Annotated in this window: 18 protein-coding genes; 11 read left to right on the top strand and 7 right to left on the bottom strand. The window is 39.4% G+C overall.

Features of this window, described 5'->3' with window-relative positions; all coding sequences use genetic code 11:
- Positions 1 to 96 precede the first annotated feature (96 nt).
- Together ACRRSQ_RS04100 and ACRRSQ_RS04095 are read right to left on the bottom strand one after the other, a co-directional pair.
- The gene (locus tag ACRRSQ_RS04100) at positions 97 to 999 is read right to left on the bottom strand and encodes a DUF350 domain-containing protein (protein WP_440874432.1); all 903 of its coding nucleotides are present in this window, start codon (positions 997 to 999) and stop codon (positions 97 to 99) included.
- 8 nt (positions 1,000 to 1,007) lie between these two features.
- Positions 1,008 to 1,985: a hypothetical protein gene (locus tag ACRRSQ_RS04095; RefSeq protein WP_440874431.1), complete on the bottom strand. Its 978-nt coding sequence runs from the start codon at positions 1,983 to 1,985 to the stop codon at positions 1,008 to 1,010.
- A 137-nt stretch (positions 1,986 to 2,122) separates the two neighbouring features.
- Here ACRRSQ_RS04095 and glnE point away from each other — a divergent pair, with 137 nt between their 5' ends.
- Positions 2,123 to 4,972, top strand: coding sequence for a bifunctional [glutamate--ammonia ligase]-adenylyl-L-tyrosine phosphorylase/[glutamate--ammonia-ligase] adenylyltransferase (glnE, locus tag ACRRSQ_RS04090; RefSeq protein WP_440874430.1), 2,850 nt, complete (start codon positions 2,123 to 2,125; stop codon positions 4,970 to 4,972).
- 134 nt (positions 4,973 to 5,106) lie between these two features.
- Here the strand turns inward: glnE and ACRRSQ_RS04085 are convergent, their stop codons facing one another.
- Together ACRRSQ_RS04085 and lpxL are read right to left on the bottom strand one after the other, a co-directional pair.
- Positions 5,107 to 5,796, bottom strand: coding sequence for a TcpQ domain-containing protein (locus ACRRSQ_RS04085; protein WP_440874429.1), 690 nt, complete (start codon positions 5,794 to 5,796; stop codon positions 5,107 to 5,109).
- A gap of 288 nt (positions 5,797 to 6,084) precedes the next feature.
- Positions 6,085 to 7,023 (bottom strand): LpxL/LpxP family Kdo(2)-lipid IV(A) lauroyl/palmitoleoyl acyltransferase, encoded by a 939-nt coding sequence (gene lpxL, locus ACRRSQ_RS04080; protein ID WP_440874428.1) that lies wholly within the window; start codon positions 7,021 to 7,023, stop codon positions 6,085 to 6,087.
- A 241-nt stretch (positions 7,024 to 7,264) separates the two neighbouring features.
- Here lpxL and ACRRSQ_RS04075 point away from each other — a divergent pair, with 241 nt between their 5' ends.
- The gene (locus tag ACRRSQ_RS04075) at positions 7,265 to 8,341 is read left to right on the top strand and encodes a glycosyltransferase family 4 protein (RefSeq protein WP_440874427.1); all 1,077 of its coding nucleotides are present in this window, start codon (positions 7,265 to 7,267) and stop codon (positions 8,339 to 8,341) included.
- 77 nt (positions 8,342 to 8,418) lie between these two features.
- On the opposite strand, the gene tolC is transcribed toward ACRRSQ_RS04075, so the two are convergent.
- Positions 8,419 to 9,774 carry an outer membrane channel protein TolC gene (gene tolC / locus ACRRSQ_RS04070; RefSeq protein WP_440874426.1) on the bottom strand — a complete coding sequence of 452 codons (1,356 nt, stop codon included), beginning with the start codon at positions 9,772 to 9,774 and terminating at the stop codon, positions 8,419 to 8,421.
- A gap of 169 nt (positions 9,775 to 9,943) precedes the next feature.
- On the opposite strand from tolC, the gene nudF reads away from it, so the two are divergent.
- The 5 genes from nudF to parE are packed head-to-tail and all read left to right on the top strand — an operon-like array spanning position 9,944 to position 14,357.
- Entirely contained in the window at positions 9,944 to 10,585 is a 642-nt protein-coding gene (gene nudF, locus ACRRSQ_RS04065; protein ID WP_440874425.1) for an ADP-ribose diphosphatase, read from the top strand.
- Positions 10,582 to 11,034 carry a DUF1249 domain-containing protein gene (locus tag ACRRSQ_RS04060; protein ID WP_440874424.1) on the top strand — a complete coding sequence of 151 codons (453 nt, stop codon included), beginning with the start codon at positions 10,582 to 10,584 and terminating at the stop codon, positions 11,032 to 11,034. Before nudF ends, ACRRSQ_RS04060 begins: the two co-directional genes overlap by 4 nt.
- Positions 11,035 to 11,075: 41 nt before the next feature.
- Positions 11,076 to 11,834 (top strand): metallophosphoesterase, encoded by a 759-nt coding sequence (locus ACRRSQ_RS04055; protein WP_440874423.1) that lies wholly within the window; start codon positions 11,076 to 11,078, stop codon positions 11,832 to 11,834.
- A 2-nt stretch (positions 11,835 to 11,836) separates the two neighbouring features.
- Positions 11,837 to 12,412 (top strand): YqiA/YcfP family alpha/beta fold hydrolase, encoded by a 576-nt coding sequence (locus tag ACRRSQ_RS04050; protein WP_440874422.1) that lies wholly within the window; start codon positions 11,837 to 11,839, stop codon positions 12,410 to 12,412.
- Positions 12,413 to 12,470: 58 nt separating this feature from the next.
- On the top strand, positions 12,471 to 14,357 hold the full coding sequence (gene parE, locus ACRRSQ_RS04045; protein ID WP_440874421.1) for a DNA topoisomerase IV subunit B: 1,887 nt from the start codon (positions 12,471 to 12,473) through the stop codon (positions 14,355 to 14,357).
- A 117-nt stretch (positions 14,358 to 14,474) separates the two neighbouring features.
- Here parE and ACRRSQ_RS04040 read toward each other — a convergent pair whose 3' ends face one another.
- Together ACRRSQ_RS04040 and ACRRSQ_RS04035 are read right to left on the bottom strand one after the other, a co-directional pair.
- Positions 14,475 to 15,323: an IS3 family transposase gene (locus tag ACRRSQ_RS04040; RefSeq protein WP_440874793.1), complete on the bottom strand. Its 849-nt coding sequence runs from the start codon at positions 15,321 to 15,323 to the stop codon at positions 14,475 to 14,477.
- On the bottom strand, positions 15,320 to 15,622 hold the full coding sequence (locus ACRRSQ_RS04035; protein WP_440874420.1) for a transposase: 303 nt from the start codon (positions 15,620 to 15,622) through the stop codon (positions 15,320 to 15,322). Before ACRRSQ_RS04035 ends, ACRRSQ_RS04040 begins: the two co-directional genes overlap by 4 nt.
- A gap of 398 nt (positions 15,623 to 16,020) precedes the next feature.
- On the opposite strand from ACRRSQ_RS04035, the gene ACRRSQ_RS04030 reads away from it, so the two are divergent.
- The 4 genes from ACRRSQ_RS04030 to ACRRSQ_RS04015 all read left to right on the top strand — a co-directional run bounded on the left by ACRRSQ_RS04030 (position 16,021) and on the right by ACRRSQ_RS04015 (position 22,819).
- Positions 16,021 to 17,235: a glycoside hydrolase family 117 protein gene (locus ACRRSQ_RS04030; protein WP_440874419.1), complete on the top strand. Its 1,215-nt coding sequence runs from the start codon at positions 16,021 to 16,023 to the stop codon at positions 17,233 to 17,235.
- 133 nt (positions 17,236 to 17,368) lie between these two features.
- Positions 17,369 to 19,672, top strand: a complete 2,304-nt coding sequence (locus ACRRSQ_RS04025; protein WP_440874418.1) for an agarase — start codon at positions 17,369 to 17,371, stop codon at positions 19,670 to 19,672.
- Between the two features lie 72 nt (positions 19,673 to 19,744).
- Positions 19,745 to 21,127 carry a family 16 glycosylhydrolase gene (locus ACRRSQ_RS04020; protein ID WP_440874417.1) on the top strand — a complete coding sequence of 461 codons (1,383 nt, stop codon included), beginning with the start codon at positions 19,745 to 19,747 and terminating at the stop codon, positions 21,125 to 21,127.
- A gap of 18 nt (positions 21,128 to 21,145) precedes the next feature.
- Positions 21,146 to 22,819 carry a sodium:solute symporter family protein gene (locus ACRRSQ_RS04015; protein WP_440874416.1) on the top strand — a complete coding sequence of 558 codons (1,674 nt, stop codon included), beginning with the start codon at positions 21,146 to 21,148 and terminating at the stop codon, positions 22,817 to 22,819.
- The last annotated feature ends 31 nt before the right edge of the window (positions 22,820 to 22,850 follow it).

Here is a 22,850-nt window from a genome sequence, read left to right as displayed (position 1 = left end):
AACACCCTAAGTGCAGACATAAGTTCACTCAACATTGATAGCAATAAAACCACCTAGAAATTAACGAGGTGGTAACTGTCTTAAGCCGTTACCAGATTATGCCATTAATGCGCTTAACATTAACGCAATTGAAATACTGACCGCCATTTCAATGCTGGCCACGCCGATATTGTGTTGCTGATCGACTTCTTCAACTAAATTAATACCCCAAAGAATAATACGTTTTGCAATGGTGGTTAATATAGTCACCAGTACTGTCATCACAATGCCGATAACCAACCAGCCTAATAAATTATTCACTAAGGTTTCTGGACTATAAATTAAGAAATGACTCGCCGCTGTTACCGCTAATGCGGTGCTGATGACTTGTCCGGCATAACGAATAGCGAGCGCAATTTGTCCTTTGGTGAAGGCTTCTTGCATACAGTCGTCTTGATTATTTTTCTTGTATTGGCGCTCTTTAAAACGGGTGATCAAAACCAGCATGGTCTGTGCAACTAAAAAGCCACTACCTATGGCTAAAAAGGTGCCAACACTTAAGCCGTCAACCCAAAGTAATACTGCGCGAATAACAATTGCGGTGGCAATCGCGCCGGCAGCATCGACCAAACCAACAGTCAGGTTACGGTTGATAATTTCTTCGGTTTTGTTTAATTGGTTAAGGGCAAAGCGGTCGTGAATAACGCGACCCACTTTAATTAGCACTAAACCAAAAACGCCATAGGTCAGCATGCCAATAAATTCAACTAAATAACTGTCGGCTGCTTCACCAGTAATTGCGCCAGTAAGCACAATGCCCAGTGCGGCAATACTACCTGCGACACTTATGCCAAAAGCAAAGTTATCTTCTTTTGCTAGCTCATCCGTAGTATTCACTTTTGAAGAAAGTCCAGAGACAAAACGCATGGTGCCAAGCAGAAAAATAGCAACGGCAATATCTATGGCTAAGATGATCAATAATTCTTGATTCAGGGCGGTAATTTCAATAAATGTATTCATATTATGTCCTATTTCCCACGTCTAAAGCCGCGTGAAGTATTGCTACTGCTATTTCTAAAACTGGCGTTTTTTGAATAAGTTGATTTACTCGCGAAATTACTTTTTTTCACGGTATTGCTACGAAAACGGTTAGCACTGGTTTGTGCTGATTTACTTTTGCCTGACAAGCTAGAGCCACCAGCTCTGTTTTTGCTGTAGGGACTTTGAAATTTCTGCCCTCGGCTTGCAAACGATTTTTTAGTTCGGGTATCAAGTTGCGTTTGTTTTTTAAGCTGACTTGGCGAGCTATAACGAGTGCGACCATAGTCATTATAATAACTATAATTTCTGCGCTGACTCCAATCACCGTAATAAGTGCGTCTTGAGCCAAACAAGTCACCCATCATAGAGTACATGCCATACCAGGCCCAAAACGACATGCCATTGCTGCCAGTTTGCCATTGGCCGTAACTTGGGTTACCAATTAATTGTTCACCAGTGCCAAAGTCTTGCGCGTTATTCGCTTGCTGACTTTGAGATTTTGATAACGAATTAACGCGTGGCAGCATACCGTCAGACATATCCGCGAGCACGTTAAGTGGATCGCTCAACGCGTCTGAGAATAATACCGGATCGGCCGCTTGATAAATATTGAGTAGCTCATCGTATACGGCTTGGCTACTTTCAAACATTTGTGGTTGTGTGGTTACCGTATTTAAACGATCAACTAACGATAAGTATAATGGCCCTTGTGGGGTAGCATCTTTTTTAAACTCATCGATGAGTGATTGTAATTCAGGCTTTATTTCGCCGACTTTATTTGCATATTGTTTGATCAAACTCGCATTTCGTACTTGATCAGCTTCAAGTGATGCTGCTAATTGTTGTACTCTTTGCTCAGTGATTGGTGTTTGTTGCAGGATCTGCTCTTTGACTGGATCACCACAGCCAACTAAAAACAACAATAGTGTAAAAAAAGCGATTCTTATTGGTTGCATTTCTGCCATAGGTTCCCTAAAAATGCTATGGTTATCATTTATTAATATCATCAATGACATAATATGTCTATTGTTTATTACCCTGATATTAACCATGTTTGAAGCAAATAGTATAGCGAATAGGTTGTAAGGTGATGACTAAAAAAATGTTACAATTTCCTCCAGTGCTTGAACAGCAAGCACAGCTTAGTTGGCAAAAATTTATTGACCAACATCCTACTTTTCCTGAAAAGCTCAATGAAGCGCAATTAACGGACTTTAAAAATGCATTGGCATTAAGTGATTTTGTCTTAAACAGTGCCTTGCAAGCGCCTGAATTGGTGGTTGAGCTATTTACCTCTGAGCGCATTTATCAAACAGATGTGGCTAATTATGCCCAATTATTAAATGAACAATTGTCACATTGCGACGACGAACTTGCCTTAAATCGCATATTGCGCCGATTTCGATTACAACAAATGGTCGCCATTGCGGTAGCCGATATGGTGCTTGAGCAACCGCTTAATACTTCGCTAGCGCGTTTATCTCAATTAGCTGATGCATTAATTCTTGAAGCATTAGCATGGTTAACCGAATTTTGTAAAAGTAAGTGGGGCACACCGGTAGATAAAGATGGTATTGAACAAAGTTTATTAGTGTTTGGTATGGGCAAATTGGGTGGTCAAGAGCTTAACTTTTCATCCGACATCGACCTAATTTTTTCTTACCCAGATAGCGGTGAAACTATCGGCGCAAGACGCTCTCTTGATAATCAGCAGTTTTTTATTCGCTTAGCGCAAAAACTCATTAATGCCCTTAATCAGCAAACAGCAGACGGCTTTGTTTATCGCGTCGATATGCGCTTAAGACCTTTTGGCGATAGTGGTCCATTGGTGATGAACTTTAATGCGTTTGAAGATTACTACCAAGAACAAGGGCGCGATTGGGAACGCTACGCGATGCTTAAAGCACGTTTAATTGGCGATGGCCCATATCATCAGCGCTTGCAAACACTGCTAAAACCTTTTGTTTATCGTCGCTATATCGACTTTAGCGTTATTGACAGCCTGCGCCGTATGAAAATGATGATCGCGCAAGAAGTGCGTCGTAAGAATTTAGTTAATAATATTAAGCTTGGCGGTGGCGGCATTAGAGAAATTGAGTTCATCGTTCAGGTGTTTCAAATGATCCGTGGTGGTCGGGTAACCGCACTTCAGCAGCGAAATTTATTAACGGTATTACCTTTGTTAGTTGAGCATGGCGAAGTTAGCGAGACTAGTGCTAGTGTGTTGGAAGCGGCTTATCGTTTTTTACGCCGAGCAGAAAATATTATTCAAGCACTGGCTGATCAACAAACGCAAACCTTACCAGATAACGAAATTGATCAAGCTCGGTTAACCTTAGTGATGGGTTTTAATAGCTGGAATGACTTTCTAGTACAGCTTGAACAACACATGGAATCGGTGCATCGTGAATTTGGTCTGTTAATTGGTGAAGAAGCACCTAATAACGATGCTCATGATCAACATTGGCAAACACTTTGGCATAGCCAGTGGGACGATGAAGAATCTATTGCCTGGGTTAAACAAGGTTGTCACTTTTGGCAAGCGGATAAAGTTTGGCAAGAAGTGAAGAATTTTCGCGCTGATATTTCCAAGCGCAGCATGGGAAATCGCGGTCAACAGGTACTAGAAAAGCTTATTCCGCTGTTATTGTGGCAATTGCAGCAAGAGCAGGCAGACGATCAAACCTTGAGTCGGGTATTAATGGTCTTTAGTAAAATAATTACCCGAACAGCTTACCTTGAGTTGCTGTATGAAAATGTTGGTGCATTAAAACATTTAGTGAAATTGTGCCGCGCAAGCTATTGGATCACCGAATATATTGCCAAATTTCCGATTTTGCTTGATGAGCTTATCGACCCTAAATTATTACATAATCCGCCAGCACTAAGCTCTTACCAGGCCTATTTACGTGAAAGCATGTTGCGTGTGCCGGAAGATGACTTAGAAGCGCAAATGAATCACTTGCGCCAATTTAAGCAGGCGCAACAACTTCGCATTGCTGCCGCTGATGTTGCTGGTGTCTTGCCGATCACCAAAGTCAGTGATCATTTAACAGCTTTAGCAGAAGCAATTATTGCGGAAGTGGTGAGTATTGCCTGGCAACAAGTGTCGATACGTTTTGGCGTGCCTAAGTCGTCACAAGGGCAAATAGGTAAAGGCTTTGGTGTAGTTGGCTACGGAAAAGTGGGTGGCACGGAATTAGGCTACAGCTCAGATCTTGATTTAGTCTTTATTCATAACAGCCCGACAAATGATACAACTGACGGCGACCGTGAAGTACCTGCGGGGCAGTTTTATTCAAAATTAGCACAGCGGATCATGCATATTTTTAATACGCGTATGTCCAGTGGCATGCTGTATGAACTTGATTTACGCCTTCGTCCTTCAGGTAATTCTGGTGTATTGGTGGTGCATGTTGATACCTTTGATCACTATTTGAATCATGAAGCATGGACTTGGGAGCATCAAGCATTAGTTCGTGCTCGCGCAGTATTGGCTGAACCCGCTTTGCAGCAAGCCTTTGAGAAAATTCGCCAGCAAATACTTACCCTCAAACGAGATCCTGAAAAACTACTGACTGACGTGGTAGAGATGCGTGAAAAAATGCGTGATCATTTAGACAAAAGTGACCAGCAACAAGCAGATATTAAACAAGGTGCTGGTGGCTTAGTTGATATTGAGTTTTTAGCGCAATATTTAGTGTTATTGCACAGTGCCCAGCACCCCAAAATTGCGCAGTACTCTGACAATATTAGAATTTTTGAGCGTTTATCTGAATATGGTGTGATAAGTGAGGATGAAAAAAATACTCTTATCGATAGCTATTGCCAGCTAAGAGATCGTGGTCATCGAGCAGCGCTACAAAATGAAAAAAATAACATCAGTACCGAAGAGTTTGAACAATGCTCACAAAAAATCAGTGAAATTTATCAAAAGTTTTTAAAAAGCTAGCTCATTTGAATAGCGAAACGCTAAACACTATCGCTAAGCAGTGCAGCTAAACGATATAGCTAAACAATATAGCTAAACAATAAAGCCGCCAAATAGAAACAATCTATGAGGCGGCTTTTTTTTGAATTGAAAAGTTAGTAATTAGACGACTTTGACTTAAGCAGTGAGCATTCTTCGTTGAGGTAGTCGAATGCCCTTAAGTGTTTTTCATTTTCAATTAATACCAGCGCACGTTGCTGGTAGCAAAAATAAGTGGAAAGTCCGTGGTCAAAGTGTCCAGCAACCGCTTGGCCGATTTGAAAAGAAGTACGGACAATATCAGCTTCAATACGAAAAGCATCTTTAACTAAATAATCTCGATTTAACCACCAGATTACCGCGAGTTTATCCTCTTCCGCATATTGTGATAACTTTTGAAACAAGGTTTCGCCTTTTCTAAACGGCAGAGATCGTTTCGGACCTTGCCAGCGTTTACGCAGAGGTCTATTGACCAGTCGTCGTGCTTCAAGCAGGTCAATTAAATCGCCTTTAGGATCAGGCAAGAACACAACATTGTTGCGAATTTTTAAGCCGCCTTCGTCAATGTCACCCTGTAAACTAGCATAAAAGTTAGACAAACCTTCTGCCGCTGCGTTCGAGCTTCGAACATTACGGGGAGTATTGATGGTATTTTTTTTAACGGTTTCTTCTTTAACTGGCGCAGGTTCTGATTCAGACATTAGCTCTTGATCAAGAGACAACAATAGCTCTTGGTTCAATAATAACGCTGCAACTAAGCCGATTAAAACGGCACCGATAACAATATTACGTAGCCAAAAATTCATATCTAACTGATTATCTAAAGCTTTACTGAAAGATTAGCATAACATACTTAAATAAATTATGGATGTAACGTATTTTCTGCGCCTTGCGTTAAAATCGTGGCAGTCGCAAAGGCGTTATTGTCTACTTTTAGTGAGTGTTATCTATGGCTATAGGTAAGTGGGATTGTTTAATATGCTTGGCAATAGGGTTTAGCTTTGCGGACAAAGCTAAACCATTACTATTGCTGAGTTTATTCTTTAATACGGAGTTTACTATAGTGGCTATTTATGTCGTTATTATTTATGTCATTATTTATACAAAGAGGGATCGCTTTCATTTGGTCTAGTTTTAAAACGGCGGTGTAACCACATGTATTGCTCTGGTTTTAACAAAATAGCTTTTTCCAGCTCTTGGTTAATACGCGTTACGTCAGCTTCGTCATCACCTGTTGGGAAGTTTTCCAGCATAGGTTTAATTTCAAGGGTATAACCGCTACCGTCGTCATTACGTGTTGGCACTAACATATGCGTTTGCACATTTTTTTGACTGGCAAAAATCAGAGTGCCGGTTGTGGTTGCTGTTTCTTTTACGTCAAAAAACGGTACAAAGACACTGCGGTTTCTACCGTAATCTTGATCAGGTAAATAAATACAGGCTTCTTTATCACGCAGTGCTTTTATTAAACCTTTAACATCGCGCTTTCCTAACATGTACTTGTTTGAACGGCCGCGACCTCTAAACTGAAAATATTCCATTAGTTGATTATTATGAGGGCGATAAAACACTACCATAGGGTGACCTGTGCCTATGCTGCGACAATTAATTTCGGCGCTGAGGTTATGCATTGCAAGTAGTAAAATGCCTTTGCCAGCTTGTTGCGCTTTTTCAATATGTTCTACGCCTATAATTTTACATTTACGTTTTACGCGCCAATCTGGCCACCACCACCCCATGCCTGTTTCAAAAAGGGCGATGCCGGTATTTTCAAAATTTCTTTTTAAAATGCGAGCGCGCTCGGCTTCGCTCATGTCTGGAAAGCACAGCTCAAGATTTTTTTGTGCAACTTTTTTTCGACTTGAACCTATTTTGAAAAGCAATCTGCCCACCAAGCGACCTAATGCGAGTTGCATTTTGTAAGGTAGCCAAGAAATGCTATATAAAATGAAAACAGCAATCCAAGTAAACCAATATTTAGGTAATAAAAACGAGGCTTTAAAATCAGGTTGTAATACTTTATTTCTACTCACAGAAAGTTCTTTATTTGAAAATGGTAGGCTAGGGCTATTATATCTACTATCGATGACTGGATGAAAGTAGATATTTCGATACTTTGGTATTCTTTTCGCGTTGAGTTGTAATTGTGGTGTATTTAATACTTTAAAACCACGTAACTAACGCAGATAATTACCCTAAGAACAGCGCTTAACATAGACTTTGCATTGAAAGCGCTTTATGCTGCACGCGATAAAATTGATAGGAAGTAGTTAAATGACAGCGTCCCCTAATGTGGAAAACGACCAGCAAGAAATAGAGCTTATTGTTGGTAATTCAAATTCGAATTTTTCCGGTGTTACTTCAACCATGTTGCAAGTAACGTCGCATTTAAAAACCTTAGTTAATCTTCGAATTATGGGGCCGCATCATTTAACCGATCCAGATTTGGCTATCAGTTTTTGGCAGGTAGCGAAAATGTGTCGCACGCCGCTTAAAAGTGGTAAGTCACGTATTTTTCATGCGCGCCGTGTTGATGAAATGATCCAAGCGCTGATTCTTAAACACGTTTTTGGCGCTAAATTTAAAATTGTCTTTAGCTCTGCTGCCCAGCGCCCTCGTTCAAAATCAACCATTTGGTTAACGCGCAAAATGGATGCGGTATTAGCAATGTGTAAAGCATCGGCAAGTTATCTCGCGGATAAGCCTGATGCGATTATTTATCATGGCATTAATAGCGAACAATATTTGCCGGCAGAAGATAAAGCTAAAGCATGGCAATCGCTTGGTTATTCTGGCAAATACGGCATTGGTATTTTAGGGCGCGTAAGAAAGCAAAAAGGCGTACATTTATTTGTTAACGCCTGTATTGATGCATTGCAAAAACACCCAGACTTTACCGCGGTTGTGGTCGGTTCAATATCATCGGGCAATGAAGAGTTTGTTAATCAACTGAAAGAAAAAGTGGCGCAAGCAAATTTAACCGATCGCATTATTTTTACTGGTGAGTTGCCGTTTGAGCAAATTCCTAAAATTTTCTCAGCACTTTCACTGGCAGCGGCGCTAAGTGACAATGAAGGTTTTGGTTTAACAATTCCTGAAGCGATGAGCTGTGAAGCTGCGGTATTGGCAACACAAGCTGGTGCTTGGCCTGAAATTATCCGTGATGACATTGACGGTTATGTTGTGCCGGTTGAAGACCAAGCACAAGTGACCGAAAAACTTAATACTCTACTAAGCGATCCTGAAAAACTTGCCCTAATGGGGAAAAATGGTCGTGAACGTGTATTAGCGCATTATACGGTAAAGCGTGAATCTGCCGCCTTATTAGCGTTTTTTAAAAGTCTTCAGTAGTGATATTAATGATTATTTGAGACCCATAAAAAAACCGCTCAACTAGAGCGGTTTTTTAGTTATCAAAACTGTTTTGATTAGTTTGAAGGAATTAACCCTTGGTTAATGTCTTCAATATCTTGCTCGCTAATAGTACCGGCAGCGCGTTTTAACGATAAAACACCACTGATGTAGCTATAACGCGTTGATGCTAGGTTACGTTTAGCATTGTAAAGATTACGTGTGCTATCTAATACATCAACAATGGTACGTGTACCTACTTCAAAACCCGCTTCAGTTGCTTGTAATGCAGCTTCGGCACTTACTACTGATTGCTCTAAGGCTTTAATACCAGAAATAGTGGCAATAACGTTGTTATAAGAATTACGTGCAGTTCTTACTACATCACGATGAGTTAAAGATAAGTCTTGGCTAGCGGCAACATAGTTGTTTTGTGCTTGCTCTACTGCACTGGTAATTGCGCCACCGTTATATAATGGTACGGTTACGCTAAGACCAACAGAAAAGTTATCTAAGTATGGGTCGTCAAACGTTACCATACCTGTATCAATCGTATTTTCACTTGAGCTGTAAGAGCTGGTTAAATCTACTGTTGGTAAGTGACCAGCACGGGCAATATTGATATTTTCTTTGGCAATATCCATGCTGATTTTTTGACCGATTAAATCAAGGCTTTTTGCTTCAGCTTTTTGTTGCCATTCATTTGCGCTGTTTGGTACCGGAAGTGTCGTGCTAAAACGTGCTGTATTTAATACGTTTAAGTCGCGAGGATATACGTTTGTGATAACACGTAATGCTTCTTCCGCATTGTAAACTGAGTTTTCAGCTCTAATTTCTGAAGTGACAGCAGTATCATATTGCGCTTGCGCTTCATGTACATCGGTAATTGCGGTTAAACCAACAGCGTAGCGTTGCTTGGTTTGCTCTAACTGACGTTCAATTGCTACTTTTTCCGCAGTAGAAAATTCAAGATCGTCTTTTGCACTGAGTACGGCAAAGTAAGCTTCTGTAACACGAATAATTAAGTCTTGTTTAGCAACTTGGTAAGCAACGTCGCTACGGTGAGCCGCTTTTTCAGCGTTGGCTAATGTTAACCAAGTATCGTGATGGTAAACTTGCATACTTAAGCTTAAGCCGTAATTAATATTGTCGACGTCTGAATTTACTTTAAGGCGGTTACCTGCATTATCAGTAAACATTGAGTCGCTGCTTGACTTTGAAAGACCAGCATTGGCACTAATTTGTGGCAATAATGTTGAACGAGCAATATCAATACCCGATTCTGAAGCCATAAATTGGGCTTGTGCTTTTAGTACAACTGGGTCAGCAGTTTTAGCTTGCTGGTATACAGATGATAAATCATCTGCATAAGCACTGGTGAGGTTTGCAGTACAAGCAAAACCGATAATGAGAGCGGTTAGTGTTTTTTTCATCGCGAAGCAATTCCTTAAGTGTGTGACTTGCTTTATGGTCAATATTGTTTATTGATTAAATATTTTACAGTGTATTATAAGTTAGCTGTATAAAATAAGTGTTTACCTGTGTGTTCTAGTGTAACAAATTATTATTATTAATCTATAAGTGTAATGAAGTTGTAAAAATATGAAGAGTAAAGATAAAACTGAATATCAGCTCGGTGCGCAAGATGTAAGCATTGAAGCGATCAAAACCCAGTATCAAGGATTTTTCAAAATTGATGAATACACCATTAAGCATCGTTTGTTTAATGGTGAAATGAGCGAAACCTTCACCCGTGAAATTTTTGAACGTGGTGATGCGGTTGTACTTTTACCTTACGATCCTGTTAACGATACCGTTGTTTTGCAAGAGCAATTTCGCCCTGGCGCATTGCGAGAAAATCAATCGCCATGGTTATTAGAATGTGTTGCTGGCATGTTTGGCGAAGGCGAGAGTCCAGTCGAAGTAGGGGTTAGAGAAGCGCTTGAAGAAGCGAACCTCGTTATAGAAGAAAAATTTGTAGAACCGATTATGGAGTACTTTTCTAGCCCTGGGGGCACTACTGAGCGTATCTTTCTTTATGTGGGCAAAGTTGACAGCACAGGTGCTGGCGGTGTTTATGGGTTGCCTGAAGAGCATGAAGATATTCGGGTAAGTGTTATGAGTCGTGAGCAAGCACTTACGCTACTTGCTCAAGGAAAAATTACCAATGCGTCAACGATAATTAGTTTACAATGGCTAGCAATGAACCACCGTCAATTACAGGAAAAATGGCAAGTTGCATGAGTAAAGTGACTAAAAAATATCGACCAAGCTTAACCGGATTAATGAACTTATGTTCAGTTAACTATATGTTAATACTTAAGTTACTTAGTGATAATGAGCAGCTAGGTGAGCGGCGTTGTTTTTTTATTTCAGACTTTTTGTCTTACTCAATTACCATAGATGAAATTACCCGATATACCTCATTAGTGACTATGAGCCAAGACGGTAATGTTTTAGGTCAGCACTTAGATCAGTTTCTTAAACCTGTGATGGTTATCCGTTTATATCACGATGCGCAAATGGCAGAAGTGATCTCTAGTCAAGATATAAAACATATACAACCTCGTTACGACTACCCTAACAAAACGATGCGTCAACCGGATGAAAAGCAGCAAACCAACCAATTTTTAAAAGAATGGTTACAAGTTTGTCATCAATTGGGGCAGGTAAATGTCGCTTTGTTTGACTAATGCCTATTTGTTAACCCACTTTAAAATCGATTGTTGTATATATGTATAAAATTAATTTTGCTCAAATTAGCGATTGTCATTTGTTTGCCGATAAAAATGCCCGCCATCATCATGCCAATGTTTATCAACATTTATGTGCGGTATTAGCAAACATTAAACAAAACAAACTGATTGACTTTATTGTTTTTACCGGTGATCTTAGCCAAGATCATAGCGAAGCTTCGTATCAAAATTTTGTTGATGCAATCACACAAGCCGCTATTAAAATACCGGTTTATTTTGTTGCCGGTAATCACGACGAACACAACTTACTAAACCGTTTTCTCGATAAAAGCCCGTTTCAGCAGGCGAAGGTAATCGACAAACCTCATTGGCAAATAATATTGCTCAATAGTAAAAGTGACACGCCAGCAGGTTACTTTGAACAAGATGAATTTACGCAATTAATGGCGAAGGCGGACGCTGAAAAAACGACCTTGGTAATGATGCATCATCACGCCATTGACCTTGGCTACTTTATTGACCGGCACCACCTAAATAACCAAACTGAGTTTTGGCACGCTATCTGTGAGCACAAGCAAATTAAAGCTGTTGCTTGTGGACATGTGCATCGCGCTGAAGTGAGAACCTATAACGGGTTTGACAGAAGCATCCCGTTATATACCTGTCCGGCAACGTCCATTCAATTTGACCCGCAAGCCGATACAGTAAAAGCGCTGCCTTTGCCACCGGCTTATCGATTATTCTGCTTATCTGGCAGTGGTGATATTCAAACTAACATTATTCAGGTGGAGTGCTAAATTTGGCGACCAACATATTATATTTACACGGCTTTAAATCGTCGCCGCAATCAATGAAAGCCGTTTTGAGTGAGCAGTTTTTTCAAAAAAATCACCCGGACATTAACTTTATTTGTCCGCAATTACCGAGCGCACCACAAGAGGCAATTGCTTATCTTGAACAGTTAATGGCAAATAATAATCAAGATAGCTGGTTATTAATGGGCTCATCGCTTGGTGGTTATTATGCCACCTATTTAAGTGAAAAATTTAACGTGCCCGCTGCGTTAATTAATCCAGCGGTTAAACCGTATCAGTTGTTAGTGGATTATATTGGCGAGCAGGAAAATCTTTACACAAAAGAGAAATTTATTGTAGATCGGCAACATATGGACGACCTTAAAGCGCTAGAGTGTCATATAATTGCAAAAAAATCTTACTTGGTCATGGTACAAACTGGTGATGAAGTGTTAGATTATCAGCAGGCTGTCGATAAATACCAACAAAGCACACTTCTTGTTCAACAAGGAGGCGATCATAGCTTTGTAGATTATCAAAAAATGTTGCCAACTATCGCCCAATTTTTTCAATTGGTGTAACCTAGCCAAAGGCATATAACAATAACTTTTAACCATCAGAAAACGACCCGATACTCACATGACTGAACAATATAATTCCGCATCAATTGAAGTACTTAGTGGCTTAGATCCCGTTCGACATCGTCCAGGAATGTATACCGATACCAATCGTCCAAATCATTTAGGGCAAGAAGTTATCGATAACTCGGTCGATGAGGCGTTGGCAGGTCATGCTCAAAACATTACCGTTATCTTAGACAAAGATCAGTCATTAGAGGTTATTGATGATGGCCGTGGTATGCCAACCGATATTCACCCAGAAGAAGGGGTGTCGGGCATTGAATTAATCTTTTGTAAATTGCACGCTGGTGGTAAGTTTTCTAATAAAAACTATCAATTTTCAGGTGGTTTACACGGTGTTGGTATTTCTGTGGTGAATGCGTTATCAACACGGGTTGATGTTGCGGTACGTCGTGACAGTAAAGTGTTTGAAATGGCATTTGAAAATGGTCATAAAGTTGAAGAGCTGCATGAAACCGGCACAGTTGGTCGTCGCAATACCGGCACGCGCGTAAAGTTTTGGCCTGATGCAAGTTATTTTGATTCACCCAATTTTTCAGCTCGTCGCTTAGTACATTTACTAAAAGCCAAAGCGGTTTTATGCCCCGGTTTAACGATCAAGTTTCACGATAAAAATGAAGATAAAAAATACCAGTGGTGTTATGAAGACGGCCTAGTTGACTATTTAAAAGAGTCAGTTAAAAGTTACGTTAGTCTGCCTGAAGAGCCGTTTGTGGGGACTTTTGCTGCCCATTCTGAAGCCGCCGATTGGGCGGTAACTTGGTTACCTGAAGGCGGTGAAAGTGTTGGTGAAAGTTATGTAAACTTAATTCCAACCGTGCAAGGTGGTACCCATGTTAACGGCTTACGCCAAGGCTTATTGGAATCAATGCGTGAGTTTTGTGAGTTTCGAAATCTTATTCCACGTGGCGTCAAATTAACTCCTGACGATATTTGGGATAAGTGTTCATATATTTTGTCGGTTAAAATGCAAGATCCGCAGTTTGCCGGTCAAACTAAAGAGCGTTTATCTTCACGCCAATGCGCCGCTTTTGTTACCGGCGTGGTTAAAGACTCATTTAGTTTATGGCTAAACGAACATACAGAAATAGCTGAAGCTTTAGCGGATTTTTGTATTTCAAATGCGCAACGTCGCTTACGCGCCAGTAAAAAAATTGTCCGTAAAAAAATTACTCAAGGGCCAGCATTACCTGGAAAACTAACCGATTGTGGTAGCCAAGATATTGATCGCACAGAACTATTTTTAGTGGAAGGTGATTCTGCGGGCGGTAGTGCCAAACAAGCACGCGATCGCGAGTTTCAAGCCATCATGCCGCTACGTGGTAAAATCTTAAATACGTGGGAAGTGGATTCGGGGCAAATCTTAGCATCACAAGAAGTGCACGATATTTCCGTTGCTCTTGGTATCGACCCAGATACTGAAGACTTATCAGAATTGCGCTACGGTAAAATATGTATTCTTGCCGATGCTGACTCTGACGGTCTTCACATTGCCACCTTATTGTGCGCCTTATTTACTCAGCATTTTCTACCGCTAGTTCAAGCGGGACACGTTTATGTTGCCATGCCGCCACTTTATCGTATTGATGTTGGTAAAGAAGTTTTTTACGCACTCGATGAAGCGGAAAAAGATGGCATTATTGACCGTATTGAAGCAGAGAAAAAACGTGGCAAAGTTAACGTGCAGCGCTTTAAAGGTTTAGGTGAAATGAACCCGCTACAGCTGCGTGAAACGACGATGGATCCTAATACCCGTCGTTTAGTGCAATTAACCGTTGATGAGCACTCAGAAACGATGGAGTTAATGGACATGTTGTTGTCGAAAAAACGCAGTGGCGATCGTAAATCATGGTTGCAAGAAAAAGGCAACATGGCTGAAATTTAAGTTGGTAAATAAATCATAAGCTGACAAATGTTAACCATAAGCTGACAAATGTTAACCATAAGCTGACAAATGTTAACCATAAGCTGATGTAACGGTCAACTTAATTTAGAGACTTGTTTAGGCACTTTTTAGTAATTTCATTTCATATTCTGCTGGTGAGATATTTCCTAATTTGTAATGTCGCCGCTTTTGATTATAAAACGGCTCGATATAATCAATAATATCAGCCATCGCTTCTCGTCTTGATTGATAACGACGATAATTAACTCTCTCTGACTTTAAGCTGCGGAAGAACCTTTCTGTCACAGCATTATCTAGGCAATTTCCTCGACGACTCATACTTGATATTAAGCCATGCTCTTTCAATGATAGTTGAAATGTCTTACTCGTATATTGCACACCTTGATCACTATGGAATATGACACTGTCATTAGGTTGCCGCTTATTAACCGCTAGCCGCAATGCTCTCGTTGTTAGTTCGCTGTTAGGCTTATCAGAGAAAGCCCAACTGATCACTTTACGTGAGCATAAATCCATAATAACCGCTAAATACAACCAGCCTTGTTGTGTGCGAATATAGGTAATATCGCCAGACCATAAGGTATTTATCTGCTCAGGGTTAAATTGCCTGTTTAAGTAATTAGGTGCAATAACAGATGCTTTGCCGCCCGCTGGGTAACGGTGCTGCTTTGGTCGTTTAGCTATAAGCCTCAATCGCTTCATCGATGTTCTTACCTTATGAATGCCTAAGTCAAAGCCCATAGCTTGTAGTTCCGTTAGCATTCTTCGTTTGCCATAAGTGGCATCCATATCAACGTGAACTTGTTTCATAGCCGCTTCAAGCTTTACTTGCTCAGCATCAATAACTTTAGGCTTAGCTCGATAATAAAACGTACTCGGTGCAATAGATAAACATCGACAAACTTGCTGAACATTACTTCCAGCCTTCTTCAATTTTACAGCTATTTGTTGCCGTTGTTCATTTCCATAGCGAAAAAGGCCGACGCTTTTTTTAATAGTTGATCGTCACTTTTCAACTGTTTTACTTGTTTTTCAAGTTCTTGAATACGTATTTGCTCTGGTGTTAAAGCACTTGGTTTAGGTGTAATACCTTTTTGTTCTTTACGGTATTGACTAACCCAGCGTTGCATTGAAGATAAACTAACATCCATTGCTGCGGCAGCATCACTATGTTTATATCCATGGTTGATAACTAACTCTGCACATTCACGTTTGAACTCTGCGGATAATATTTTCTTTGGCATTTTAACCTCGTTATTTTAAGTAATAATACCTCTAACGAAGTCTCTAGTTAAATTATACCGTTACAATTTCCATTGTGTTTCGTATTCAAATTGGAATATAGGTGGCTCACCTGTTAATTTTGTTGCATTAGTGACTACAGTGAAGTTTTCGTTAATATCCCAACTCGCTGAGAAGCCCACTTGGCTTCGACTATCTCGGTAGTAGTAAGAGAAGTTAAATATACTTTGTTAGTTTTATTGTGTTTTGCCAATAATCAAATATCAATGTGAAAAATATTTTAATAGATTTATTATTGTGTTTCTATAATAGAAACGTATAATGGTTTTACTTAATTGTTGTATTATTATGTCTATCAATTTGGATCTAATAAAATATATAAAGAAATAGAGCTAAAATAATGAATGAAAGTGATAGTAAAAATTGCTCAGGTTTTCCTTGGCTCCTCGCTAGAACTAAACCTGATATGAATTTGAGTTCAGCTATGGAGCGTCTTTACGATAAGTACCCTACACCAAGGCCTGAAGAAAACTCACTATTTACTAGTTTTAAATATACTGAGGTTGATGGTTTTGACTATGGTGACCGAGATGGAAAGATTTCTCGACGCGACCCATCAAAAATAATTTGTGAAAATGGTCGTTATTATATTTGGTATACCAAGCGAGATACCATCGAACCACCTCGAGGAGCAGAACTTTGCACTGATGATATTCCGTCAATGGATTGGGATTTGGCCGAAGTTTGGTTTGCTACCAGTGCAGATGGTTTTACGTGGCAAGAGCAGGGAGTCGCGATAAAAAGACCAGAAAAACCAATGCTTGGCTGGCGCGCTGTTTGTACCCCTGATATTTTGGTATGGAAAGGGAAGTATTATTTATATTATCAAGCATTTGTTGAAGCAAGTGGCACTAAGGGAGATCATTGCCCTGTTACTGTCGCATCAGCAGATTCGCCAGAAGGACCTTGGACTCCATGTGGTTTTCCTGTTATTGACAATGGTCCAGAAGGTGATTGGGATCAGTACTCTGTTCATGGCCCATATCCTATTGTTATTAATGATCAAATATATGTGTATTATAAAGCAGCTTTAGGTATTCGCCCCCAATATCTAGTGGTTAATGGTTTAGCTATTGCTGATGAACCATTGGGACCATTTACTAAACACCCACTCAATCCTGTACTTAATTCAGGTCATGAAACAACTGTGTTTCGTTTTGGTGATGGTGTTGCTGCATTCTGTATTCGTAATGGTATTGAAAGTAATACTATTCAATATTCTCCAGATGGCGTTAATTTTGAAGTCGCTTCGGTAACAGCCTTGATGCCTGTTGGTGCAGGCCCTTACATTCCTGATGTTTTTATTAGCGAAGGCAAAGGTCAAGGTTTTGAGTGGGGACTTTCACACTTTTGTGATCATACAAAAGTTGATAATAAATTTAGCTTTTTAGGACGATTTGACTGTAACTTGCAGTATCAAACACCTCGCTCGGCAGATATGGATAACACTGATGTGATTCATGATCCAAGTGTTTATTTTGCTCAAGGGTTAAGTAAAGAGTTACGTGCTGAGCGCAAGAAAAAAGCAATAGCAGCGACAAAGCAAGTAAAATAAATCGGCTTTCAGATTTGAGTATTGCAAGTTTAGTTTTATTTTGGACTGATATATTACTTTGCTTAAATGAAAATTGTTAAATATTAACAAAAAATATTGCCATATTCTCGATATAGATAAAAGGTTAATACGTATGATTAAACCAAGTATACTGTTATCTACCCTAATATTGGTTAACTCAATCCAGGCATCAGCTAATACCACTAGCAAATTAGAAAGTGATCAAGCATTGATGATCACTGATTTTGAAAGTGCTGCTATTCCTGAGTTTGTTGTTACGACTAACGCTAACATATCCGTAGCTAAACTGAATGATTCAACAGCATTAGCTATTGATTTTTCAAATAAACATGCCTCATCAGGTGTGATTTTTAGCAAAGATAAGCCATGGAAAAACAATAACTTTCAATATTATGTTTTAGCATTCGAAGCGCAAAACCCTACCAATAAAACGATTAACTTAATAGCGACGGTTACGGGCAAGTCGAGTAAGTCTTTACGGCGCTCGGTTGCTATCGGTTCAAACGCTCAAGGGACTTATTATTTTGAGTTAGCTGGTATCGGTTTGAATGAAGATACAGGTCTTCGTGATGCACCACCATCATTTAAATCAGATGCTCATAAAATGATCTTACGAGGCGGTAAAACGAAAGTTGATTTTTCAGAAGTATCAAGCATTAAGTTCTCAGTAGACTCTGCTATACATGAGAATAAAATCTTACTTGATAATATACGTATTGTTGAGTCTCCGAAAGCTGATCCATTAAGTTTAACTGCGATTGTTGATAAATTCGGGCAACGAGCGGATAAAAACTTTGCTATTAAAGTTTCGTCGTCACAGGAATTACGTGAAATTGCGAAGAAAGAGCTTGCACAGTTATCTGTTTCAAAACCATTACCGCAAAGAAGTCTATTTGGTGGCTGGAAAGATGGGCCAAAACTTGAGGCAACTGGTTATTTTAGAGCAGAGAAGGTTGGTAACCAATGGTCATTAGTTGACCCTGAAGGCTACCTATTTTTCTCAACCGGTATAGCTAACATTCGCATGTCTAATACTTCCACGTTTACCGGGGTTGATTTTAAAGATGACAGCGTCCGCTACGTAGTTCCAAATGATGTAACTCCTGAAGATTCACAAGGTATTTCGGGGGACTATACACAGGTAAGAAAAACAAAATTTATCACCAATCAACAACGTCATAATATGTTTGCAGCACTACCGAGTTACGATGATAAATTTGCCAAGCATTATGGTTATCGAAGAAGTGCCCACATGGGGCCAATAGAACATGGCGAGGTCTATAGCTTTTATCAAGCAAATTTAGAGCGTCGTTATGGTGAAACCTACCGAGGTTCTTACTTAACGCAGTGGCGTGATACCACCGTTGACCGTATGGTTGATTGGGGATTCACATCAATGGGCAATTGGGTAGATCCTGCTTTTTATCAAAACAAACGCATTCCTTATTTTGCCAATGGTTGGATCATTGGCGACTTTAAAACGGTTAGTTCTGGCTTTGATTACTGGGGGGCTATGCCTGATCCGTTTGATACCGAGTTTGTAAAAAGGGCAAAAATAACCGCAAAAGTTATTTCTGAGGAAGTACTTAATAGCCCATGGTGTATCGGTGTTTTTATCGATAATGAGATGAGCTGGGGCGGGAAAGGTGCGCCCATTCGTCAATACGGTATTGTATTAGATGCTTTCAGTAGAAATGCTGAAGAAAGTCCTACTAAATTGGCCTTTGTTAACCATTTAAAACAAGAATATGACTCTTTAGCGAAGCTAAATGATGCTTGGCAGAAAGATATCAATTCTTGGGCTGAATTTTCGAAAGGAGTTAATTTCAAGGAAGACAAAGTATTTTCAGAAAAAATGCTTGCCGATATGTCAGCATTATTAACGCTATATTCAGATGAATACTTTCGAGTTGTTAGTCATGCTATTGAAGAGTTCATGCCAAATCATATGTATATGGGAGCTCGATTTACCTCATGGGGAACATCTCCAGAAGCACATTATTCAGCTAAAAAATACGCTGATGTAATCAGTTACAATTATTATCGCGAAGGTTTAGATGATAGTACTTGGTCTTTTTTAGCTGACCTTGATATGCCAAGCCTTATAGGTGAATTCCATATGGGGACAACTATATCGGGTGCGCCACATCCTGGAATTGTTCACGCAGTTGATCACGAAAATAGAGGGGAAATGTGGCAAGACTATATGAATACTGTCATTGATAACCCTTATATGGTTGGTGCGCATTGGTTCCAGTATATAGATTCGCCGATAACAGGCCGCGCTCATGATGGTGAAAATTACAATGTGGGTTTTGTCAGTACCACAGATATACCTTATGCACCATTAGTGAAAGCGACAAAAGAGCTGCATAAAACTTTATATCAAAGACGATTTGGCCAATTAAAAAAATAATTATAGAGATGAAAATCTCAATAGATAAGTAATGAATTTACAATGTACTCAAAATTAAATTTAGGAAGTACCATGATTAAAAACACAATTTATTGTCTAACTACAAGCTTGCTACTCATCTCATGCACAGCAACAAAGCCTGAAGCACAGGTATCAATCGCTGTTGATGATATAAGTAAAACAGCTGATTACAAATCTGATGACGTGTATACGCGGTTTGATCCAAGCATGTTACCTGATAGTCAAGTAGACAGTACCAGCTTTGATTACTCAAATTGGCAGTTAGTGTGGGCAGATGAGTTTGATTACGCTAACGATCAGCTTGACAAAAAGTGGATTTCACAAAATGGACCAACAGGTCACCCACTCGTTGCAAGTAGTCGCTGGCGTGAAAATGCTGTTGTTAATGATGGTATATTAGAGCTACAAGCGAGAAAAGAAAGCCGTGGCGGTCAAGATTGGACTACGGGAAATGTATGGTCTAAACGAGGTTTTGGCTATGGCTATTTTGAAGCACGCTATCAATATGCTGCGGCAACGGCAACGAATAATTCATTTTGGTTGTGGCCTGCACATGGCTCACCTAAGGGCGCTCAACGTTGTGAAGTAGATATTAACGAAGGGCATTTTCCAAATGTTGTTAATTCTAATGTGCACAACTGGACAGATAAGTGGACGACAGAAAATGGTTATAAAAAACACTATAACAACCAAATAGCGCATACCTTTGTTGGTCAGCCAGATCATAGTATTAAATTAGATAAACCAATTAAAACTAATAAAATTCGTTTGGTGTCGAAAAACCCCAAGTCAGTACATTTACGTGAATTTAGAGTATTTGACTCAAGCGTTAAAACGTTGCCAAGTACTACTGAAAGTCTTAACAGCAACGTTAAAAACTTAGCCATGGCTGATAATGTCACTATCACCACTAATGGTGAATCTGAGTCATCTAAAACAAATTTTATGCGTGATAATAATCTTGACACACGCTGGGTATCTAAAAAATCGAGTAAAAAGTGGCTGCAATTAGAATGGTCAAGTGAGCAAGAAATTAGCAGCGTTCAGATAATGAATGGCTTAACTAAGAAAGAAGGTATCAATAATGGTTGGTTAAGTGATGGATTAGCTAATCGTAATTTAATGACTGACTATACCTTGGAATATCACGATGGAAAACAATGGGTAACTATTAAGCAATATAACTCAGCTGAATACGGTAACTTTGGTGAAGAATTCCATACCTATGGGGTTGCGTGGGATAAAGATTATTTCCGTTTTTATTTTGATGGCGAGCTGTTTTATACCGTACGAAATGATGCTTGCTTTAGTGAAACGGCCATTTTATTTAGCTTAGCTATTTTGAAGAAAAATTATTCAGGTGAAATTACTGACGATCTTGATGGTACGGCGATGAAAATAGATTACGTACGTTATTACCAAGCAAAAGACTAGTTAAGGTTAATTATACTCATGAATATTATTGATATTGCGGTTATTTTTATATTTATGCTGCTAGTGTTTATTTGCGGTATGAGCTTTGCTAAATCGGGTAAAAATATGAAATCATTTTTTGCTGCTGGTGGCGCTTTACCATGGTGGATGAGTGGTTTATCACTATTCATGAGTTTTTTCTCATCGGGAACCTTTGTTACGTGGGGTTCAGTGGCTTATAGCAATGGTTTGGTTGCTGTTACTATTCAATGGACTATGGCAATTGCAGGATTCATTATTGGCTTTTATATTGCGCCTAAATGGCAAAAAACGCATGCGTTAACGGCAGCTGAGTTTATTAAAGATCGTTTAGGTTTCAAGGTACAGCGAACTTACACTTATATATTTCTTGCAATTGGTACTTTTTCTACCGGCGCCTTTTTATACCCTGTGGCTAAAATTCTTGAAGTCAGTACAGGTATTCCACTCGAAATTAGCATTTTGGGATTAGGTACATTGATTCTAGCGTATACTGCTGTAGGCGGTTTATGGGCGGTAATTGTCACAGACATTTTGCAATTTGTGGTGTTAACCGCTGCTGTGCTTATTGTTGTTCCTTTAGCTTTTGACAAGGTTGGCGGGATTTCTAGTTTTGTAAATCAAGCGCCAGAAGGTTTCTTTAATCTAGTTAATAGTGAGTATTCCTGGACTTTTATTATTGTATTCGGGCTTTATAACATATTTCTAATCGCCGGTAATTGGCCGTATATACAACGCTATACTAGTGTTGCCACAGAGAAAGATGCAAAAAAAGTAGGGTGGTTATTTGGTTGTTTGTATCTAATAAGTCCTGTGATTTGGATGTTGCCACCCATGATTTATCGTGTTATTAATCCAGAATTAGGCGGTTTGGCCAATGAAGGAGCATACCTTTTAATTTGCAAAGAGGTATTGCCTGTTGGTTTAATTGGCCTGATGTTAGGGGCTATGATTTTTGCTACGTCTAGTTCGGTTAATACCACGTTGAATTTATCAGCCGGTGTAATATCCAATGATATTTATAAACACTTTAAGCCGAATTCAAGTGATGAAACACTTGTTAAAGTAGGGCGTGTTGCGACTATGTTGCTTGGTATTATCACGATTGTAGTCGCCTTGTTAGTTCCCTATATGGGCGGCGTATTGTCGTTTGTGTTTGCTTTGGCTGCTATGACTGGTGGTGCGCTATTTCTACCTCCTATCTGGGCACTGTTTTCTCGTTATCAAAGTGGTAAAAGTTTATTAACAGTGACAGTGATAACTTTAACTGTAAATGTATTTTTTAAGTTCATAGCTCCGTATTTACTAGATATATCACTTGATAGAACTGAGGAAACCGTTTTAGGTATTTGTTTACCAATTGTCTTTCTGACAATATTTGAATGCTATGCTCGCTTTAAATCGTTATCCACTAAACAATATGATGATTACGCATTACTTGTGAGTCAAAAAGTTCAAGCATTAACTCAAGAAAGCCAAACAGAGCATGATGAAGACAATAGTGCAGGTACTCGTATTATTGCTTTAGGCATTATCTCTACAGGAGGGCTAATTCTAACGTTATCCTTCTTTACTGAACATAGTATTGGTTATGTTGTTGCTATGGGGAGTGCTATTTTGACGCTCGGAAGTTATATCTATTATACGAATCAAAAAGCTACACAGAGTCGTTAATAAACTAACCTAATTGGTCTGTTGCCCAATT

Origin of the sequence: Thalassotalea sp. PLHSN55 (assembly GCF_052030545.1) — a bacterium.
In the GTDB taxonomy this organism is placed as follows: Bacteria; Pseudomonadota; Gammaproteobacteria; order Enterobacterales; family Alteromonadaceae; genus CANMXU01.
The sequence above is the reverse complement of the archived record's forward strand: the minus strand, read 5'-3'. Positions and strand labels throughout refer to the sequence as shown.

What these genes read in the sequence shown, in the direction of transcription:
- ACRRSQ_RS04095 (WP_440874431.1), bottom strand. Translation starts at nt 1,985, where the DNA reads ATGGCAGAAATGCAACCAATAAGAATCGCTTTTTTTACACTATTGTTG.
- ACRRSQ_RS04035 (WP_440874420.1), bottom strand. Translation starts at nt 15,622, where the DNA reads ATGCCAAAGAAAATATTATCCGCAGAGTTCAAACGTGAATGTGCAGAG.
- ACRRSQ_RS04025 (WP_440874418.1), top strand. Translation starts at nt 17,369, where the DNA reads ATGATTAAACCAAGTATACTGTTATCTACCCTAATATTGGTTAACTCA.
- ACRRSQ_RS04075 (WP_440874427.1), top strand. Translation starts at nt 7,265, where the DNA reads ATGACAGCGTCCCCTAATGTGGAAAACGACCAGCAAGAAATAGAGCTT.
- tolC (WP_440874426.1), bottom strand. Translation starts at nt 9,774, where the DNA reads ATGAAAAAAACACTAACCGCTCTCATTATCGGTTTTGCTTGTACTGCA.
- ACRRSQ_RS04060 (WP_440874424.1), top strand. Translation starts at nt 10,582, where the DNA reads ATGAGTAAAGTGACTAAAAAATATCGACCAAGCTTAACCGGATTAATG.
- ACRRSQ_RS04055 (WP_440874423.1), top strand. Translation starts at nt 11,076, where the DNA reads ATGTATAAAATTAATTTTGCTCAAATTAGCGATTGTCATTTGTTTGCC.
- parE (WP_440874421.1), top strand. Translation starts at nt 12,471, where the DNA reads ATGACTGAACAATATAATTCCGCATCAATTGAAGTACTTAGTGGCTTA.
- ACRRSQ_RS04015 (WP_440874416.1), top strand. Translation starts at nt 21,146, where the DNA reads ATGAATATTATTGATATTGCGGTTATTTTTATATTTATGCTGCTAGTG.
- ACRRSQ_RS04030 (WP_440874419.1), top strand. Translation starts at nt 16,021, where the DNA reads ATGAATGAAAGTGATAGTAAAAATTGCTCAGGTTTTCCTTGGCTCCTC.
- ACRRSQ_RS04085 (WP_440874429.1), bottom strand. Translation starts at nt 5,796, where the DNA reads ATGAATTTTTGGCTACGTAATATTGTTATCGGTGCCGTTTTAATCGGC.
- glnE (WP_440874430.1), top strand. Translation starts at nt 2,123, where the DNA reads ATGTTACAATTTCCTCCAGTGCTTGAACAGCAAGCACAGCTTAGTTGG.
- ACRRSQ_RS04020 (WP_440874417.1), top strand. Translation starts at nt 19,745, where the DNA reads ATGATTAAAAACACAATTTATTGTCTAACTACAAGCTTGCTACTCATC.
- ACRRSQ_RS04100 (WP_440874432.1), bottom strand. Translation starts at nt 999, where the DNA reads ATGAATACATTTATTGAAATTACCGCCCTGAATCAAGAATTATTGATC.
- nudF (WP_440874425.1), top strand. Translation starts at nt 9,944, where the DNA reads ATGAAGAGTAAAGATAAAACTGAATATCAGCTCGGTGCGCAAGATGTA.